This window comes from Neochlamydia sp. S13 (genome assembly GCF_000648235.2).
In the GTDB taxonomy this organism is placed as follows: Bacteria; Chlamydiota; Chlamydiia; order Chlamydiales; family Parachlamydiaceae; genus Neochlamydia.
Genome location: NZ_AP017977.1, coordinates 1,756,672 through 1,778,196 on the forward strand (window position 1 = coordinate 1,756,672; position 21,525 = coordinate 1,778,196).

Annotated in this window: 5 protein-coding genes; 2 read left to right on the forward strand and 3 right to left on the reverse strand. The window is 38.8% G+C overall.

Going from position 1 to position 21,525, the window contains the following annotated elements; genetic code table 11:
* Nucleotides 1–14,510: 14,510 nt before the first annotated feature.
* The gene (locus TY21_RS06825) at nucleotides 14,511–16,337 is read right to left on the reverse strand and encodes a leucine-rich repeat domain-containing protein (protein ID WP_130589598.1); all 1,827 of its coding nucleotides are present in this window, start codon (nucleotides 16,335–16,337) and stop codon (nucleotides 14,511–14,513) included.
* On the opposite strand from TY21_RS06825, the gene TY21_RS06830 reads away from it, so the two are divergent.
* Nucleotides 16,332–16,547 (forward strand): hypothetical protein, encoded by a 216-nt coding sequence (locus TY21_RS06830; RefSeq protein ID WP_130589599.1) that lies wholly within the window; start codon nucleotides 16,332–16,334, stop codon nucleotides 16,545–16,547. The two genes, TY21_RS06825 and TY21_RS06830, sit on opposite strands and share 6 nt — an antisense overlap.
* Nucleotides 16,548–16,878: 331 nt before the next feature.
* Here TY21_RS06830 and TY21_RS06835 read toward each other — a convergent pair whose 3' ends face one another.
* The gene (locus TY21_RS06835; RefSeq protein ID WP_197725040.1) at nucleotides 16,879–18,588 is read right to left on the reverse strand and encodes a leucine-rich repeat domain-containing protein; all 1,710 of its coding nucleotides are present in this window, start codon (nucleotides 18,586–18,588) and stop codon (nucleotides 16,879–16,881) included.
* A gap of 220 nt (nucleotides 18,589–18,808) precedes the next feature.
* Here TY21_RS06835 and TY21_RS06840 point away from each other — a divergent pair.
* A protein-coding gene (locus TY21_RS06840) for an IS5 family transposase (protein WP_232044343.1) occupies nucleotides 18,809–19,635 on the forward strand; the annotation gives its coding sequence in 2 pieces (ribosomal slippage) (nucleotides 18,809–19,196 and nucleotides 19,196–19,635; 828 coding nt in all).
* Nucleotides 19,636–19,776: 141 nt separating this feature from the next.
* Here the strand turns inward: TY21_RS06840 and TY21_RS06845 are convergent.
* On the reverse strand, nucleotides 19,777–21,462 hold the full coding sequence (locus TY21_RS06845) for a leucine-rich repeat domain-containing protein (protein WP_130589600.1): 1,686 nt from the start codon (nucleotides 21,460–21,462) through the stop codon (nucleotides 19,777–19,779).
* Nucleotides 21,463–21,525 lie beyond the last annotated feature (63 nt).

A 21,525-nucleotide genomic window follows, 5' to 3' on the forward strand; every position in this document is an offset into this window, starting at 1 on the left:
CCGAGGAAAGCGCGGAAGATTAATTCCTAGCTTTCCTCTCATAAAGATCCTCTTACTCTATGCTGGTATGCTACTCTAACGACTCTATCTTTAGCTTCCCTTTTCTTAAGTCGAAAGGTCATTAGCACTTTACTCATGTAAGTTTTTAATTTATTCAACTGTTTATCTCTTAGTTTTTAGCTTCAAAGCTTGCACTGTTCCACTTAAGAAATCCAGCCTTGTGAGTAAGCCAATGAAAAAAAGCTGCCTGTTTTATTTATCTCTCTGGCTTATAAAAAACATTTGAATGTCGGATTAACCTCTGATTCTAAATCATTGGCAGGATAGACCCTTGATTTTTTATAACAAAAAACATTTAGACGATCAAATGTATCTCTTATGAATCCATCCACAGCTCTATTAAAACCTATCTTCTTTAACCTTCCAATTAGTTTACAAGCACCGCTATAACTCAACCTATAACTAAGGGTAGTAAAGTGTAGATCCTTTGAAAATTGAGGAATCATAATTTTATCGTTAATAGAAATACCTGGAGGGTAGATGCTTTTGAAAGCAGGGCCACTGTAATAAAACAAATCCCATCCCAAAGGCAACTCCGGGATTTCAAAAGATTCATTAAAGCGAGCGTCATCTTCTAAAATAATCAACTCGGGTATTTTGTTCTCAATAATGTGGAGCCAAAGATGCATATGCGAAAGAGCACATCCTATAGTCCCCCGATGCTCATTAAAATCATTTTTTATGAACAGCTGTTGAACTTCTGCGGTAATCGTTAACGTAGAACCATCGACTGCTTCCCAACGAGAATAATCAGTGATACCCATTCGCTCTGCTTCTTTAACCCAAGCTATCCATCGTTCGGGATAGCGTTTCAGATTGATAACGGCTACAGGAGAGTATTTCATGAATGCCTCTTTTTAAAAGTTAAAGGCTGCACTATTAATGCAGATTGCCTTTAGGGAGATAATTCCAAGCAAGCTTATATCTCCTAGTGATCTATTCTTGCAGCAATTTATTAATTATTTTCGGTCTAGAATATTTTTCAGGATAAAAGTAAGCGGTCACGGGGTAGGCCCAGCTTTAGAGGTAAGTCTGAGGGCATCTGCAAAACCAAAAATGCTTGCAAATAGCTGTTTTTTCTATTTATTGCACTTTTTGATTTACATTATCTCTTTATTATCAGGAGCTTAAGTAGTTCTACCCCCCGTGACCGCTTACGGATAAAATGTTAAAATAGATTAATCCTTAAAAAGCCTTTCCTATCTCCGAAATGCTCGCCTTAAGATAAAAAAAGCATGTAATAGTTTTCTAGCCAACTTGCAGCATTTAAAGAAGCGCTACTTGCCTTTTTTTAAATAGGAAGCCATAAATTTTTTTAGGAGCTGCCAGACATGACTGAAAATAACGTTGATTATCCTTCCTTACCTCTTAAAAAATCTTTATAAAAATATTAATTTTAAATTGATAGTAAAGTTTCTTTGAAGAGCTTTAAGCATTTTACTATCAAAAATATCAGCTAAACTTATTTTTAGAGTTCAGTTGTTGTTTACTCCTCCCTATCTACCAAAAAATCTTAAGAAAAGCCTAGTGATTATTTTAACTAGTTTTTAAGCGATTTTATTGATACAAAAAGGAGCAGATAGGCTAAAATAATGGGAAATTTAAATTGTTCAACGCATGCTATTATCTTTACCTAACTTAATCTCTTTTTGCCGTATACCTTTGGCTTTTTTATTTTTACAGGAAAATGTCTTTTGGAGAGTGATAGCGATCTTGCTAGCCATGCTTAGTGATGGCCTGGATGGATATCTAGCAAGGCGCCAAAAAATCACTACTAAATTTGGCACTTTACTTGATCCATCCACTGATAAATTTTTTGTAATTTTTGTGGCTATTGTTCTTATTAGCGAAGGTCGATTAATGCTTTGGCAAGCTATCGCTCTGAGTTGTCGCGATATCGCAGTATTAATTTTTGGAGTACATCTTCTGCTTGATAAGCGTTTAAGTCACTATCAATTTCGAGCTATTTGGTGTGGCAAAGTTACTACTTGTTTGCAGTTTATTGTTTTGATAGGGCTAACTTTACAAGCTAGAATTCCCGATCCATTCTTTATTACTTTTATTCTACTAGGACTTTTATCTTTAGTAGAGCTAGCCATTCCTAGAAAGAAAGAGACAGTAGGATAAATTTGGCCTTATGGCTGTCATGGAAGAGCGTCGGTTAAAGGATCAGAAACTAAAACCTATGGATCATTTTTTGATCTAAAAATGTAGGTAATTTTTAGTATTCTCTTGCTACCGATGGTTAAAGAAAAATTCTTCCTAACTTAAAAAAGGGTAGCTTTCCTCAAAATTACTAGCCTTGAAACATTACCTTAGACCTCTAGGCCTCTAGGTGGCCAGATTTTTTCCTAAGCTTTTATATAAGAGGGTGCCTTAAAACCCTTGTTTTACCCTTCTTCTTGTGCACATTATTGAAGAAATTCTAAAGCCCATGGCTTAATTTCTCTAAGGGAGAATTGGATTTATTTATCAATGAGTAAGCTGATGTTAAGCCCGATTGATAAAGTAAAAGAAAGTTTTTAAGATCTCCTCTACTATGCTTTTGATCAACTCTTTGCAATCGCTTACTCTATAAACACATCTCAAAGAGGCAGTTTTCAAAGGGTTGGGTATGCAGGCTTAGTTTTTTAAAGCGCGTAATCTTTAAGCTAAAGGTAAAAATTTAGAAAAAATTTTACTCCAGCTGGATGCGATAAAAGCAAGAAAGCTTAAAAAAAGATTTAAGGAGAGGGTCCTCTACCTTGTTTATCCTTTATGAAAGTTAGCCTGAGACTACAATAGCTTTAGGTACTGCAGGCTGCGTTTGTGCAGGCTCAGAAGGTGCTTGATCTGCTTGCTGTGTTTCTTGAGATCTTACTAGATCATTAAACTGACGACCTAATGATCGACAAGCTACAAACCAAAAGATGATCACCACTAATAAAATAGAAGCTACATATGGAGCACTCATGACTAAATTTCCAAAAAACATTAAAAGTCCCTGATGAATTAAGGATCCTCCTGATTTTCCGAGGCGAGAGCCCACCCCGTCAATAGCTGCTTTTCCTTTCAACTTACATTCATGGCTAAGTGGAATAAAAGCCATTTCTTTTGTTGTGTCAAAAAAGGAGTATTTAGCAGCTTTACTTAGACAATTTTGGGCCGATCCAAAAAACACAGCAATAGCTAAAGGAGTAGTCCCTGTTAACATGATTACCGTATCGGAAAGATGGTTTTGAAAAAACATAAAACAGAAAAAACCAGCTGAGGTCACTAACATAGTTAACGGCGTCACTAAAGCTGTACAGGTCCATCCAAAGCGGCTGATAAACTTAGCCATAAACAACGCGGCAAATGTTGAGACTACGCCTTGAATAGAAGTTAGATTATTTATATAAGTATTGTAATCTTTTGGACTGGAATAAAGATACCTAAGCTGGTCTTTCCATACTACCTCCACGAGATTGATGACTAGATTATAAGAGACGACTAAAATAGCAATACAAATAAGGTACTTGGAATTAGATAAATAAGAAAAGCTTTCGCGAAGGGTTAAGCGTCCTTTTTTCTTAATTTCACGTTTATTCATATGAAAATCATCGAAGCTAGGGTCTACCAACACATAGCGGTTGACCCACCTAAAAGTGCACATGGTGATAATGCCTGAAATGATCACTATGGTGGTTAACATCATGACTGATTTTTCCCAAGCATTACCTATGAACCCCATATGCTGAGAACAAAAGATGCCTAGCTGACCAGCAGCTATCGCAGCAAAATTAGAAGCTATACCGAATGTTCCATAAAAGCGCCGGGCTTCATGAATACGCGTCACCTCGTTGGCAAATCCCCAAAATAAAACACTCATTATAGCAGTGCTCCAAAGTTCTGCTCCCACATAAAAGGTAGTTAAAAGCCAATGACGATACATCGCTATCATTCCTTTAAAACCCGCAGGAAGAAGGCTTTGAAGATAATCTGCACTATGGTTAAATTCTACCACTTCACGCAAAGGATAAAGAAGAAAAGCAAATAACGCATAAAAGATTAAGAAAGCCGAGATCATGATATAAAATACACGTTCTTGGCTAAAAATGTTGGAAATTTTAGTAAAAATAAGAGTAACCACTACTGCCATAGGTAAAAGAACCCATACCTTAATAAATGGTAAAATCTCTGCCCCAGCGGCAGTAATCACCACCGCATCTTTCATGTTACGCAAGATTGTATAGTTAAAACATATTAAGAACAGCATGAGAAGCATCGGCAGCATTTTTTTAAGCTCATGCCGGTGAATAGGCCAAAACAAAGAACGAAGGGCGCCAAACTCGGGGTTAACTAATTGAGTCATCACAACCTTTTGTAAATAAAAAATTTTAACAAATTGATGATATACATTTCAACAAGTAAAACTAAAATTAAAAAATATTAAAAATTCATTTCTTTCTTAAAAAGAAAAAGATAGCAACTTAACGTCATCAATCAAGTCGCTATCTGAATTTAGAGAACAACAAAATAGCATATCGCCTATTTTTTTAGCAGCTACATTCTAGCCGGCTTTCTGTTCCTGCAGCTTTCCCCTATTTGCTAAGGATATCACTTCAGATAAAGTATCTTTTCTTTCAGGCTTTTTTAAAGTCATTTCATTAAAAGCCCCGCCTAGCATACGTGTTGCCATCATCCATATAGCTATAACCGCAAATAGAACAAGAGCTACATAAGGCGCACTGGCAGTAAATGTAGAAAAAAGTAAAAGTAAGGTTTGATGCACAACAGAACCACTAGACTTTCCGAGCCTTGAGCAGACTCCATCAATAGCTGCCTTTCCTTTTAATTTCCACTCGGCTGATAGAGGAATAAAAGCCATTTCTTTGGTAGCATCATACACAGAGTATTTAGCAGCACGACTAAGAATATTTTGTACCGAACCAGCAAAGACTACCAACATAAGAGGAGTCATTCCGGTTAGCACCATGACAACCTCTGCCAAATGTCCTTTCATGAAAAAGAAAAAGAAAAACCCTAAGCTTGTAAAGAAGAGAATGATGGGAGTAAGCATGGCTGTAAAGGTCCATCCCAATACACGCATACTATTCCCGGAAACAAACAAAGCACAAAAAGTAGCAATGACTCCAATAATCGTAGAGATTTGGTTGGTATAAAGACTGTAGTCACTCGGATTAGGATACAGCTCGCGCACTTCATGCTTCCAGATCACTTCGGTAAGGTTAATTACTAAATTATAAGAAAGCACAATAATAGCAATGCATGTAAGATATTTTGATTTAGAAAGATAGGCAAAAGTTTGCCTTAATGATAGCTTTTTATCTTTAAGGTTTTTATCTTCCGTAGCCGCGGCTGCATCGTAGTAGAGAGGATCACTTAGTATACAGCTATTTAACCATCGAAATAAAAAGATAGCCCCCAATCCTGATAAAAGGACCAGGGAAACTAACATTAACAAGGATTGATCCCATGCATCTGTCCCATAGGGAATATTAGGATTATAAGTATGACGACTGATAAAGACAGACACTTGTCCTGCCACCACCCCTGAGAAATTAGCTCCGATGCCAAAGAGACCATAAAACCTTTTAGCTTCGCTCACGCGTGTCACTTGGTTAGCAAACCCCCAAAACAGCACCGATAAAATGGCACTACTCCAGAGTTCAGACATTACATAAAAAATTGTGAAAGTCCAATTGCGAAACATAGCAATCAATCCTTTGCAACCTAAAGGAAGGATTTGTTGCATTTTATCCGCTAAAGAATGAGGATGCAAAGACTCACGAGCGGGATGAAGGATGAGAATGAATATAACAAAGTAACTTAAAAAGCCACCTATCATTATATAAAACACATTTTCTCGAGAAAAGCAACTAGAAAGACGGGTAAATAGGATAGTCATCAATATGGCACTAGGAAACATGACCCACACTTTAATGAAGGGAATCACTTCGGCACCCGAAGACTTAGCAGTAACAACAACAGTATCTTTTAAGGTTCTTAAAATATTATAGTCAAAAGTAATTAAAAAGAAAATTAACAGCATCGGAACGAGCTTTCTTAGCTCGTAATTATGGACGGGCCACAAATAGCTCCGCCATTTACTAAACTCTGGTTCATCTACCGCATTGGACCCTGACATGCAAAACCTTTATTATATTGAAGATATAGCTAATTTTTACGAGTTGAGGGGATTCTAAAAGAAAAATGTGACTCAAAAAAGGATTTTCGAGAATCGGAAGAGCAAAGATTGGAGGGAGAATACTTATCATATTCCTCAAGTTACATTATCTGCTGGCTTTCCCTACTGTAGGGATCATTATACAAAGCTTACAAAAGTAAATTTTACATATATCATAAAACATTCTTTTTTATTATTCAAGGAGTTTTTCCCTCTAACCAAGAGTGGAAAAAACTTAAGCACTTGATAGTTAACAGCTAGAATCTAGATAGCTTTTCTACAAGCCTTTATGCATTAGAGAGAGCTTCTATGCCCGGTAGAGTGCCTGATTCAAGGAATTTTAAAGAGGCTCCCCCTCCTGTAGAGATATAAGTGATTTTTTCCATCAGCCCGGCCTTTTTTAGAGCGGTAATAGAATCCCCTCCTCCTACCAAAGTAGTTGCCGATGAATGAGCCAACTTTTCTGCTATAGCTATTGTACCATTAGCAAACTTGATAGCTTCAATGACACCTAAGGGACCGTTCCAAAAAATAGTAGCGGCCTGTTGGATAGATGCAGAAAATTGTTGAATGGTTTTAGGGCCGATATCAAATCCCTGATGACCTTCAGGAATTCCTGCTTCGCTTGATATCGTAGACACATCAGCTGACTTTTCCACTTGCTGAGCAATAATATGATCGCTGGGTAAAACCACTTGCACTCCCTTTATCCGACTTTCATCTAAGATATCTTTTGCTATATCTACAAATTCTGGCTCATATAAAGAATCCCCGATAGTATACCCTTGGGCTTTCATAAAAGTGAAAGCCATCGCCCCTCCAATTAAAAGAATGTCTACCTTATTTAACAAGGTTTTTAAAAGCTCTAGTTTGGTAGATATCTTGGCTCCTCCTATAATGGCGCAAAAAGGTTTTTTAGCATTTCCTATAAATTTTTCTAAAAATAAAATTTCTTTTTCCATAAGAAAGCCCATGGCTGCTTGTTGCGGGAAAAGCTTAGGTAGGTAATAAGTAGAAGTATGCTTACGATGAGCTGTGCCAAAAGCATCATCTACATAGGCATCCCCTAACTTTGACAGCTGCTGGGCAAAAAAGGAATTATGCTCAGGGTATTCTTCGGCACGATAAAAACGAAGATTTTCTAATAACATTACCTGGCAGGCCCCCAGTTTTTGTACTTGCGCTTCAACGCTTTTACCTACACAGTCAATTGCCATATGTACTGGACGCCCGATTAGCGTAGACAAGTGTTTAGCACACGGCTCTAAAGAAAAATTAGAAATTTTTTGGCCATTAGGTCGTCCTAGGTGGCTCATTAAAATAATGCTTCCGCCTTGTTTAAGAATATATTCAATAGATGGCAAAGAAGCTTGGATGCGTGTATCATCGATAATTCGACCTAATGGATCGAGGGGAACATTAAAATCCACCCGCATTAAAATCTTCTTGTGAGTGACTTGAAGATTTTTAAGAGAAAGTTTTATCGACATGCAATTTTTCCTAGCATAAATGTAATTAGGTTAAATTCTTCTAAAAAATTTAACAGTATGCTCATAATACAAGTAAGGAAAAAAGTGTCAATATTTAAAACCTTTTGGAAAATTTGAATGAATTTAGAAGAGTTAAGAGCAGAATATGCAAAAAAAGTTTTAAGACGCCAAGACCTCGCAGCTAATCCTGTAAAACAATTTCAAGCTTGGCTAGAAGAAGCTTATGCTTTACAAATTTTAGAACCTAATGCCATGGTCCTTGCTACCTGCTCAAAAGCCGGTCTTCCTTCTATACGTACAGTGTTACTTAAAAAGTTGGACGAGAGAGGCTTAACATTTTTTACCAACTATGAAAGCCGTAAAGCTCAAGAAATCACTGAAAATCCTCAAGTATCGGTTATCTTCTTGTGGAAGGAATTGGAAAGGCAAGTAATTATTCAAGGGTTAGCAGAAAAAACTTCGCGAGAAGTCTCGATGAGTTATTTCGATAAACGTCCGCGTCAAAGCCAATTAGGCGCTTTAGCCTCCCATCAAGGAAGTATTCTTTCCTCCCGAAAGATTTTAGAAGAAGAATATGAACGTTTAAGCATAATGTATGAAGGCCTTAAAATACCGTGCCCAGATAAATGGGGTGGTTTTATTATCAAGCCTTATTACTATGAGTTTTGGCAAGGAAGAACTAATCGATTACATGATCGTTTTAGCTATCACTTTGCAGAACAAATATGGCATATTCAACGTTTATCTCCTTAAAATATCTTGTAATTAATAATTTCCTTTTTTGCCTCCCCTACCACATCCGTCGATCCCCCGCCCTACTTAAAATTAAAATGGATAAAAATTTATAATACGCTTTTAAATTACTCCTTACACAATTAGGCATACGATACAGCACATAAACTTTTCATTCTTTTTTCTTGCAGACATACCTTTCTCCAAGAAGCTATTGCCATCTTTTCTAGTTCTTTATAACCCCGATAAATACGATTAGACCAAAAATGGCTACGCAAGTAATGCCATAAGTTTTCAACAGGATTAAGTTCAGGACTATAAGGAGGTAGAAAGAGCAGGTGAATATTGGAAGGAACTTTAAGCGTTTTACTAGTATGATAGCTAGCTCGGTCTAAAATTAGCAAAGCATGGGAAGAAGCAGGCAGCGATTGACTAACTTGCTTAAGAAGAATTTCCACTCCTTGGCTATTTAAGAAAGGTAAAATCATCCCTTCTGCTTGCCCTGAACGTGGGCAAACAGCTGTAGCTACATACAGATTTTTATATTCTGTCTGCCTAGGAGCTTTTGGCCGCGTTCCTTTTTTTGCCCATACCTTAGTAGAGGTGCTTTGTTGCCCAAGCCGTGCCTCATCTTCAAACCAAATTTCGATGTTTTTCTTGGGAAATTGTTTGTTTAAGCTGGTGATGACTTCTGGAATTTTTTTTTAAAGGCTTCTTGGTCCCTTAGGTTAGCTTTATAATGCTGAGGACGAGGAACCAAAGGCGTATAGCGGCTGCGACGTAAGATTGTCCAAATTCCTTGCAAGGTTAAGTTTTTACCAAACTCTTTTTTTAGAATAGCTTGTAGATCAACTAGGTGGAAAACATTGATGCTTTCGTCAGGTTCAGGCCCTTTTTCTACCCTCTCTAAGAAAGCTTTTTCTTGCTCAAACGTTAAAGCTCTTTTTCTTCCTGTTATTACAGGCCTCCTATCTTTCAGGCCCTCTAAATTTTGAGCATTATACCTTCGGATCCATTTTTGAATAGCGCTTGTACAATAACCTAGCGCTTTTCCTATCTGATATGCGCTTTCTCCTTCCATCGCCATCACCACTGCTCTTAGTTTACAACTGTAACTGCCATAGGCTTTCTTTTTTGCCATGGCGTTTAATTCCTCTATTGTATGATAAAAAGCTACAAACATGGTTTCCTCCTTTCCAAACCTTTTCTCTCCCTAAATTATCCTCCTTATTTGAATTTAGAAAAAGACTGTTTGCAATTCTCAATAGCTGCTACTTACGGAGTTCGTTTAAATGGTATAAGCTAGAATTTACTGCACTTTTCTCGTAAACCTGATTTTTATATTCATCTGCTTGAATATTCAAGAAGTTTTTAGCCATGGCACCTGCTTTTTTAAAAATGCCTTTGGGTAGCTCTTTTAGAAGAAAGCCCAAAAGATATATGGCTTAACGCTATCTATGAATAAAGCCGAAACTTTGGAAAGTGGGTAGAGTCTAATATCCATGCATTTAAAAAAAGCTGATCTAGCTTAAATTTTTTTATTATCCTCTCTATGAAATTAAAAATTTTTGAAAAAGAAAAGTTTTATATTAACAAAAATTCAAAAATTAAGGTATAGACCTATTTTCTTGCTAGCCTCTAGCGAATTTAAAAATTCTATTAAGGAAAAACAAAAAATTTATACTGAGGATCTTGCTAATGATAAATGCCCCTTCTCTCTTCTCGCTCTTCTTTACCTACGCTCAGAAAAAGTTACTGACGTTTTTCTGTATTTTGCTGGGGTTTTCTTTAGGCTCCCCTCTTGAAGCTACCTATATTCTACGTTATACCACCACCGATAATGGGGGAATCACTTTCACAGGAAATACATTGGGCCTTTCTAAATATCTACAAGAAAACAATCCTGGCACAGATGATTCTATTGGCGCCTTTATCACCACAGATCCTGCCAAGCAAGTAGGAACTCCGCCTCATGGCCCTTATCCCCTAGGAATTAATCCACCCGCTGGCACGACTTTGAATTATCTCGAAAACAGCTCTTCGGCGGTCTTAGATCTACTTCCAGGTAGTACTGTCCTCTATGCAGAATTGGTGTGGGGAGGAAGTTATGGTTTTCCTTCCTCGGGGACGCCCCCTTTACCTCCATTACCTAATGTAGCTATCACCCTGACTACTCCCCAACAAATCAGTTACACGATTACAGCCGATCCAGCCACCAGCCAAGAAGCTATCACACCTGGTTACACGCAATCAGGAAACTATGTAAGAAGTGCCGATGTAACCTCCATTGTTCAAGATGCAGGCCCAGGCACATATATAGCAGGTGGAATATATGGAACCATAGTAGCTACAGATGACACTCATAACAGTGCTGGATGGACGTTGGCCATCGTCTATGCCAATCCTTTAATGCTGACCCATAACATGACACTTTTTGTAGGCTGTGAGCAAGCCTCGAGAACCATTAATCCTGTAGAGGTGTCGGGGTTTTGTGCTCCCCCTTCCGGCGTACTCTCTGGAAGGCTTTTTATTAGCGCAATTGAAGGGGATGCTAATAAAACAGGTGATTGCCTGCTCTTTGGTAAAAGTTTACCCCTCACCATCGCAGCCAATTCTCTTTCAGGGGTTAATAATCCCATCAACAATTTTTTCGCCTCTCAAATTAACACCCGACTTCCTCTTGAGTTAGATCCTATTCATAATAAATATGTAGCCGTAGGCTCTTCTCAATTGGATGAAAGAGGTAGCTATGGAAATTTGAACGCTGATCCCTTTAATAATCTCAATAAATCGGGTGGTAGGCAGGGATATGATATTACAAGCATAGATGTTTCTCATGCTATTACCTATAATCAAAAAAAGGCCTATGCTTTAGGTACGACTACATCGGATGATTATACAGTCAACGCCCTGGGCTTACAGATTCAAGTAGGAGCACCCATTATAAACTCGAAAAAAACTGTTAACGCCGTGCAGTCCATAAGTTCTTCTCTTGGCGAGAAAGTCACTTTTTCTATCCGACTTGAAAATACTGGAACAAGTGACGCCTTGTCTGTAAATTTTAAGGATGTGTTGCCCACCGGCCTCAACTATGTTGCGGGTAGTTTAAAATTGAATAGCCTACCCATTAGCCCTGATCCTGACCTTACTCAAGGATTTTTTATTGGAGATATGCTTGTCGGTCAATTAAACACGATCGAATTTGAAGCCCACATTGCTAGCTATCCTTCTAACGGCAATATCTATTACAATAAATCTTTAGTTGATTATCAATTTGCAACCTGTGCCGGCAATAATTTTGACCTATCTGCTCAATCAAATGAGGTCTCTATCTACCTACCAGATCCTCCTGCCCCTACTGCTGCCGCTTCCTTAAGCAAGTGTAAATACTTAAATCGAACCGAGTACCCGCTAGAGATAACATGGATATCCCCCTCACCTTATGTAATCTCATATCGTGTCTATCACAAAGGGATTCTTACGGCGCAAATTCCGGCTAGAGCTCCTTTAGTCTATAAAAAATGTTGTAAATCTAAAAAATCTGCAGAAGGCTATGCAATTGTTGCAGTATATGCAGGCAATAAAGAAAGCATTCCAACTAAAATAAGGATCACTCATGAATAAAATTTATATAGGAATCGCATGCCTTTTCCTTCTCAGCATAGGAGAGCTACATGCCTGGATAGAGGAGCAGCCAATGACCTTAGAAATCCGTTCCGGTGCGTTTATTCATGCTAATAAGCGCTTTAAAAAACTTTATGGGAAGATAGGCACAAGCTATCAAATAGAAGCTTCTCTTCCTCTCCCTCCTTTTGAATATCTAAGGGGTTGGAGCAATTTTGACTATTTCTCTAAACATAGTAGAGTTCACAGAGATAGATGTTGTGGCAAAAGTAAAGTAGAGATCCCTCAAATTAGCTTTGGAATAAAATATATTTATCCGTTCGGGGAGTTTCTCGACGGATATGTTGGAATAGGGCCTAGCTTTTCAAGAATTAATCTAACTAATAAATCCTGTTGCCTACATGAGAAGGTTTCAAAGTTTGCCGTAGGAGGCATATTAAAATCAGGTATTTATTATTCAATGAGTGAACGCATCTTTATGGATGTATTCATTGACTATCTCTACCAGCCGGTGCATTTTAAAAAATATCGCAATGTAGGAGGGTTTAAAGCAGGCGCAGGATTTGGCTATAAGTTTTAACTTTATACCGGTTAAAGAAACTATAGCTATATATTTTAAAAGTAAATTAAATTTATAAAAGCTGGTTCTCTCTCCTTAAAAACAGGCTTTTATTAGTTATGTAATCCCCTAAAGAGCTGCTCAAATCCTTATTATACGCTTTTAAACTATCCTTAGGCAATCCCATGTCTTAGGAAACCCCTCTCGTTAATTAGATAAGCAGCCTTTAGAGAACTGTGTATGCAGACCTAGTTTTTTTAAGCATATCTTTGAATCTCTCTCTCTCTATAGATAAAAAGGCATCCGCATAAAAAATCCTTTTCACATTAAAGATTAGAGGTTACTTAACGCGAATTATCGGATAAGGAAATAAAAGAGGAAAAACATCTACCGGTTACCTTTATAAATTCAAACTACATTTAATTATTAAGGATAAAGGAGAAATTTTTGCTTATATATTAACGTCAGGGAATGTGGATGACCCAAGTCCCTGTCTCTGATCTGTCTAAAAGGATTTTTGGCAAAATGTTTGCCGACAAGGGTATCCCACCAATTGTTTATCAAGCTTTACGGCAAGGGCTTAGAAATTATTACTAGGCTTAAAAAGAATATGAAAAACAAGCTAATATCACTGGTAGATAAGATTTTATTATGAAAGCGAGAGGATTGAAAGCATTAACAATAAATTGAAAAACTCTTGTCAAATCGAACATCCTCGACATCGCAGCGCTTGAAATTTTTTTACCAATCTAATCAGCGGAATAGTGGCCTATATGCTTACGAGCCCTGTAAGCCCTGCATGCAATTTACCCACACGAAAAAACAACAGTTAATGAGTTGGCTTACAGCTTAGGTATAATTGAAGCAGCCTTAGAGGATTTTCTTATCCAATAACTCACGTTAATCTATATTCTTAAAAACCTTGGAGGAGGCCCATTGCCCTTTTAATGTTATAGGTTATGAAGACATCTACTTTTCAGCTATAGCTCGAGAAACTGTTTTACTTCTGCTGGAATGTTTTCTAGTAGATTCCGTTTTAGCTTAAAATTTAATAGTTTAGGTAGCTATCTCTGCCGGGAGGGCTGTTAGTTGGATGTCGCTTAAGTAGAGCGTTTGCAGCTTCGATAGCTGTCCTATGCTTGTGGGAAGAGTAGTTAGCTGCTTATTACATAGCCAAAGATATTGCAGCAGAGATAATCGCCTTATCTCTATTAAAATGAGGGTAAGCTAGTTGTTGCTTAAGCGCAGTTTGAGGAAATTAATTATCATTTAAGGAAAAAATTAAAGGTTGTACTGGGGAAGAACCCCGATCCTACCGCTGCCCTCGTTGATAGCCAGTCTGTTAAAACAGTAGAAAGGGGGGGCTCACAGGTTATGATGGGGCTAAAAAGGTTAAGGGGCGTAAAAAGCACATTGTAGCGGATACGCAAGGTTTTTTATTAACATGCTATGTAGGAACTGCTGACGAAAACGAGCGAGCGGGCTTAATTAAGCTGTTAGACAAATGCAAAAGCCTATTTTCAACCATCCCCAAAGTTTGGGCGGATATGGACTATCAAGGCACTTTATTAAAGCAAACCTGCCAAAATAAATATGAGATTGGCTTTGAGATCGTTAAAAGGCCTCCTCGTAGGTACTGGATGCATAGGGATAAAATAGCAGAGTTTTCAAAAACCATTGATTTAAGCTTTAAAGTCCTCCCCAACAGGTGGATTGTGGAAAGGACTTTTGCATGGATTGGGCGTAATCGAAGAACTCCTAAAGAGTATGAAACCACTACGAGTGAAAATTGGATTTATCTATCGATGATTAGACTGATGTTAAGGCGAATTAATGAGGTAAAAGAGGAGTTTTAAGATAACCTCTTACAACCATTCTACAATTGAAAACGCTGCCTTATTTTTTCTGCAATATCTTTCAAAGGATTTTCCGCTAATTCAAGCGTTTGCAGCTGGGATAGCTGCGCGATTTCTGCAGGCAGAGCGGTGAGCTGGTTTTGATTTAATTTAAGCGTTTGCAGCTGAGACAGCTGCCCGATTTCTGCAGGCAGAGCGGTGAGCTGGTTTTGACTTAAATCAAGCTGTAGCAGATTAGACAGCCGCCAGATTTCTGCAGGAAGACTGGTGAGCTGATTTTGATTTAAGTAAAGCTCTTGCAGCTGAGACAATTGACCTATTTCTGCAGGAAGGCTGGTGAGCTGGTTTTGATCTAATTGAAGCTGTTTCAGCTGAGATAATTGACCTATTTCTGCAGGAAGGCTAGTGAGCTGGCTTTGATTTAAGTAAAGCACTCGTAATCGAGACAGCTGTCCGATTTCTGTAGGCAGAGCGGTGAGCTGGTTTTGTTTTAATTCAAGCCGTCTCAGCTGAGACAGCTGCCCGATTTCTACAGGAAGACTGGTGAGTTGGTTTTGATTTAAGAGAAGCTCTTGCAGTTGAGACAGCTGCCCCATTTCTGCAGGCAGACTGGTAAGCTGGTTTTGATTTAAGTAAAGCTCTTGCAGCTGAGACAGCTGCCCTATTTCCGCAGGAAGGATGGTGAGCTGGTTTTGGTTTAAGCGAAGCCGTGTCAGCTGGGACAGTTGCTCTACTCCTTTAGGCAGAGCGGTGAGCTGGTTTTGATTTAATTCAAGTACTTGTAGCTGAGACAATTGCCCGATTTCTGCAGGCAGGCGGGTGAGCTGGTTTTGGCTTAAGTAAAGCCATTGCAGCTGAGACAGCTGCCCTATTTCTGTAGGCAGAGCGGTGAGCTGGTTTTGATTTAAGTAAAGATATTGCAGCTGAGACAGCTGCCCGATTTTTGTAGGAACGCTAGTGAGCTGGTTTTCTCTTAAGTCAAGCGTGTGCAGCTGAGACAGCTGCCCGATTTCTACAGGAAGGCTGGTGAGCTGGTTTTGATTTAAGCAAAGCTCTTGCAGCTGAGACAGCTGTCCAATTTCTGCAGGAAGGCTGGTGAGCTCGTTTTCTCTTAAGTCAAGCGTTTGCAGCTGGGACAGCTGCCCGATTTCTGCAGGCAGAGCGGTGAGCTGGTTTTGATTTAAGTCAAGCCATTCCAGCTGAGACAGCTGCCCAATTTCTACAGGAAGGCTGGTGAGCTCGTTTTCTCTTAAGTCAAGCGTTTGCAGCTGAGATAACTGGCCTATTTCTGGGGGTAAGTAAGTCAGGCCTGCTCTAGATAAATTCAAAGCCGTGATGTTTTTACAATTTTCTTCAATCCAATCTCTAAGAAGCTCTCCTTTTTTTTCTAAAGGCAAGTGCTTAATTTCTTCTCGTCTCAAGTATTCTTCCCCACCAGGAAGTTTTTTCCAAAGTAAAAGGCGATTAATATTTAAGAGATAAGAAGAGTAATTAGCCAGCGTTAAGCCTCTTTTTTCTTCTGTTTTCCCTTTAAATTCCAAAGGAGAAATAGATTTAGCTAAGGTAAAAACTTGTTTAAAAACTTGATAAATTTTTTCGGTGGAGGTAAGTCCAGGATTGAGCTGATAAACTTTAGCTAACATAAGAGTTCGCTGGGTAGTGGTATTCTTCCTGGGAAAATGAAGCTGTGCTATTTTTTTATAAAGAGAAGGCATCGCTTCAGAAGCCAGCAGATGATGCCATCTTTTACAGACGCTAAATAAGGAAGGAACTACGCAAGCCTCTAAGATAGGGAGCAGCAATTCATTGGGCAAGCTTTCAATAGATGCCGAAGAGATAGGGTGCATTTTATTTCCTGTGATAGTGATAATTTTTTTAGCATTTTTATTTTTAAAAACAATATAAAAAAATTAAAAAAGCAAGTCAAACCAATTCGTATCCTTATCAACGAAAAACAAATCACAGATAATCTAACAGCGCTTTTATTTCAGATAGATTCAAGGAAAGGGGGGAGACCTTCCAAGCATTCAGGAGCAGCCACAGGTTTTTGCGATTAAGTGACGCGGCAATTTTAGTTTGGGCTAAAAGAATGAGATTGATTCTTTGTCTTATTTGAAAAAAACGGCTCTTTTTGGTGTCTTGTTTTAATTCTTCTACCGAATGATGGAATACAATACGCCTAGCTTCTTCCTGTCACGAAAGGTTGTTCTTCCCACTATAACACTCTACAGAAAAAGAGAAAAACTTCTTGCCGCTATTAAATGTGTAGGTTAGTTTAAGCTTGCTTAGTTGCCGGAAGGAAAGCGGATTACTTGTTTAAAGATAAGATAGCTAAAAGTTTGTTATTCATTTTAGTTTACTTCAATTTAAAAAGTACTTAAGACCGTTCTACAATTGAAAACGTTGCCTTATTTTTTTGGCGATATCTTTCAAAGGATTTTTCGCTAATTCAAGCGTTCGCAGCTGAGACAATTGATCTATTTCTGCGGGCAGACTGATGAGCTGGTTTTGATTTAAGTAAAGCCATTGCAGCTGAGACAATTGACCTATTTCTACAGGCAGAGCGGTGAGCTGGTTTTGATTTAAGTCAAGCCTTCGCAGCTGAGAGAGCTGCTCAATTTCTGCAGGCAGGCTGGTGAGTTGGTTTTCGCTTAAGTGAAGCCGGGTCAGCTGAGGCAACTGCCCGATTTCTGCAGGAAGGGTGGTGAGCTGGTTTTGATTTAAGTAAAGCGATTGCAGCTGAGACAGCTGCCTAATTTCTGCAGGCAGGCTGGTGAGCTGGTTTTGATTTAAGTAAAGCCATTGCAGCTGAGGCAGCTGTCCTATTTCTGCAGGTAGAGCGGTGAGCTGGTTTCGATTTAATTCAAGCGTTTGCAGCTGAGACAGCTGCCCAATTTCTGCAGGCAGACTGGTGAGCTGGTTTTGATTTAAGTAAAGCGCTCGTAGTTGAGACAGCTGCCTAATTTCTGCAGGCAGGCTGGTGAGCTGGTTTTGATTTAAGTAAAGCCATTGCAGCTGAGACAATTGCCCGATTTCTACAGGCAGAGCGGTGAGCTGGTTCTGATTTAACTCCAGCCATTGCAGCTTAGGCAGCTGCCCGATTTCTGCAGGCAGGCTGGAGAGCTGGTTTTGGCTTAAGTAAAGGAGTTGCAGCTGAGACAATTGCCCGATTTCTACAGGCAGACTGGTGAGCTGGTTTTGACTTGAGTAAAGCTCTTGCAACTGAGACAATTGCCCGATTTCTACAGGAAGGCTAGAGAGCTGGTTTTGGCTTAAGTAAAGGAGTTGCAGCTGAGACAATTGCCCGATTTCTACAGGCAGACTGGTGAGCTGGTTTTCGCTTAAGTGAAGCCGGGTCAGCTGTGACAATTGACCTATTTCTGTAGGCAGACTGGTGAGTTGGTTTTCTCTTAAGTGAAGCGTTTGCAGCTGAGACAATTGGCCTATTTCTTGGGGTAAGTAAGTCAAGCCTGCTTCAGATAAATCTAAAGCCTTGATGTTTTTACAATTTTCTTCAATCCACTCCCTAAGAAGCTCTCCTTTTTTCTCTAGAGGCAAGTGCTTAATTTCTTCTCGGCTCAAGTATTCTTCCCCACCAGGAAGTTTTTTCCAAAGCAAAAGGCGATTAATATTTAAGAGATAAGAAGAGTAATTAGCTAGAGTAAAAGATCTCTTTTCCTCTATTTGTCCTTTAGATTTTAAAGAAAAAAAAGAGCTAGCTAAATTAAAGATTTGCCTAAAGATTACATTGACCTTTGCTGTTTCAGAAAGCTCTTCGTCTCCTTTAGATTTTAAAGGAGAAAGATAGTTAGCTAAAGTAAAGATTTGCCTAAAGATTGCATTTACCTTTGCTGCTTCAGAAAGCTTTTCTTCTAGCTTATAAATCCTATCTACAATAAGAGCCTGCTCCTTAACATTTCCTTGAGGAACATGCACTTTACCTATTTGCTTATAAAGAGAAGGCATGACTTCCGTAGCTAGCAGATGATGCCATCTTTTACAGACGCTAAATAAGGAAGGAACTACGCAAGTCTCTAAGATAGGGAGCAGCAATTCATTGGGCAAGCTTTCAATAGATGCCGGAGAGATAGGATGCATTTTATTTCCTTGGGTAGTGATAACTTTTTTAGCATTTTTATTCTTAAAAAGAATATAAAAAAATTAAAAAAGCAAGTCAAAACAATTCTTGCTTTTATCAATGAAAAACAACTCACAGATAATCTACCAACTTTTTTTTCAGATAGATTAGATCTCTTTCGAAACTGGAATAAAATGTAAATTTTAGTAAAATGGTGACTCAACATTTAAAGGAGGCACCATGAAATTTGATAAGATAGAGAAATTAGATGATGAACGATTTCGCAGATTGACAGGGGTAAAGCGTGGTACCTTTGATAAGATGGTGCAAATTTTACAGCAAGCCGATGCCGCCAAGAAGATTAAAGGCGGGCGTAAATATAAACTACGTTTAGAAGACATGCTGCTAATGACCTTGGAATATATGCGAGAATATAGGACCTATTTCCATATTAGCCAAAGCTATGGAATCAGTGAAAGCTCAGCTTATAAAGCGGTGAAATGGATTGAAGATACGTTAATCAAGCATCCAGATTTTGCTTTACCGGGACGTAAAGAGCTTTTGAAAAGCGATACGGAATATGAGGTTATTTTAATTGATGCTACAGAAACGCCTATTGAGCGCCCTAAAAAAAACAAAAGCGCTATTATTCAGGGAAAAAGAAAAAACATACCCTAAAGACCCAAGTTGTAGTCGATAAGAAGAGTAAAAAAGTAATTTGTACCTCATTTGGCAATGGCAAAAAGCATGATTTTAGGCTATTCAAAGAATCTCAGGTTAAAATCAATCCACAAATAAGAGTGTTAACCGATTCAGGATATCAAGGATTAACAAAGCTACATGCCCAAACCCAGATGCCCAAGAAAAAAAGTAAGAAGAAGCCTTTAACTCAAGAGGATAAAAGAACAAACCAAAGTTTATCCAGAGAAAGAGTTGCCAATGAAAACGTCATTGGCCTCCTTAAGCGATTTAAAATTATAGCCGATCGCTACAGAAATAGACGTAAAAGATTTGCACTTCGCTTCAACTTGATTGCAGCAATCTATAACTGGGAATTAAATACGTGAGTTTCGAAAGAGGTCTATTCAAGCAGTTGAAGCTTGCTTAGTTGCGGGAAGAAAAGCGGATTACTTCTTTAAAGATAAGATGGCTAAAAGTTTTTTATTTCATTTTAGCCCACCCCAATTTAAAAAGTACTTACGGCCATTCTACAATTGAAAACGCTGCCTTATTTTTTCGGCGATATCTTTCAAAGGATTTTCCGCTAATTCAAGGGTTTGCAGATCAGACAGCTGCCCGATTTCTGCAGGCAGAGCGGTGAGCTGGTTTTGATTTAAGTCAAGCAATTGTAGTTGAGACAATTGGCTTATTCCTGCAGGAAGGCTGGTAAGCTGGTTTTGATTTAAGTAAAGCTCTTGTAGCCGAGACAACCGCTCGATTTCTTCAGGCAGAGCGGTGAGCTGATTTTGATGTAAGTTAAGCCATTGCAGCTGAGACAATTGACCTATTTCAGCAGGTAGACTGGTTAGCTGGTTTTGATTTAAGTCAAGCCTCAGCAGCTGAGAGAGCTGCCCTATCTCTACAGGCAGAGCGGTGAGCTGGTTTTGATTTAATTTAAGCGTTTGCAGCTGAGACAGCTGCCCGATTTCTGTAGGAAGGCTGGTGAGCTGGTTTTGATTTAAGTAAAGCACTTGCAGCTGAGACAGCCGCCCGATTTTTGCAGGAAGGCTGGTCAGCTGGTTTTGGCTTAAGTAAAGCTGTAGCAGATTAGAAAGCTGCCCAATTTCTGCAGGTAGACTGGTGAGCTGGTTTTGATTTAAGTCAAGCACTCGTAGTTGAGACAGCTGCCCGATTTCTGCAGGCAGACTGGTGAGCTGGTTTTGATTTAACTCAAGCCCTTTCAGCTGAGACAGCTGCCCGATTTTTGCAGGAAGGCTGGTGAGCTGGTTTTGATTTAAGTAAAGCTCTTGTAGCCGAGACAACCGCCCGATTTCTTCAGGCAGACTGGTGAGCTGGTTTTGATTTAAGTAAAGCTCTTGTAGCCGAGACAACCGCCCGATTTCTTCAGGCAGACTGGTGAGCTGGTTTTGATTTAATTGAAGCCGTGTCAGCTTAGACAGCTGCCCTATTTCTATAGGAAGGCTGGTGAGCTGATTTTGGCTTAAGTTAAGCCATTGTAGCTTAGACAGCTGCCCAATTTCTGTAGGCAGAGCGGTGAGCTGGTTCTGGCTTAAGTTAAGCCGTGTCAGCTCAGACAACTGCCCTATTTCTGTAGGCAGACTGGTGAGCTGGTTTTGATTTAATTCAAGCGTTTGCAGCTGAGACAATTGGCCTATTTCTGAGGGTAAATAAGTCAAGCCTGCTCTAGATAAATCCAAAGCCGTGATGCTTTTACAATTTTCTTCAATCCAATCTCTAAGAAGCTCTCCTTTTTTTTGTAGAGGCAAGTGCTTAATTTCTTCTCGGCTCAAGTATTCTTCTCCACCAGGAAGTTTTTTCCAAAGTAAAAGGCGATTAATATTTAAGAGATAAGAAGAGTAATTAGCCAGCGTTAAGCCTTTTTTTTCTTCTGTTTTCCATTTAAATTCTAAAGTTGAAAGAGACTTGGCTAAAGTAAAGATTTGCCTAAAGATTGCATTTACCTTTGCTGTTTCAGAAAGCTTTTCTTCTAGCTTGTAAATCCTATCTACAATAAGAGCCTGCTCCTTAACATTTCCTTGAGGAACATGCACTTTACCTATTTGCTTATAAAGAGGGGGCATGACTTCAGAAGCTAGCAGATAATGCCATCTTTTACAGACACTAAATAAGGAAGGAACTACGCAAGCCTCTAAGATAGGGAGCAGCAATTCATTGGGCAAGCTTTCAATAGATGTCGAGGAGATAGGATGCATTTTATTTCCTTGGGTAGTGATAACTTTTCAGTATTTTTATTTTTTAAAGACAATATAAAAAAA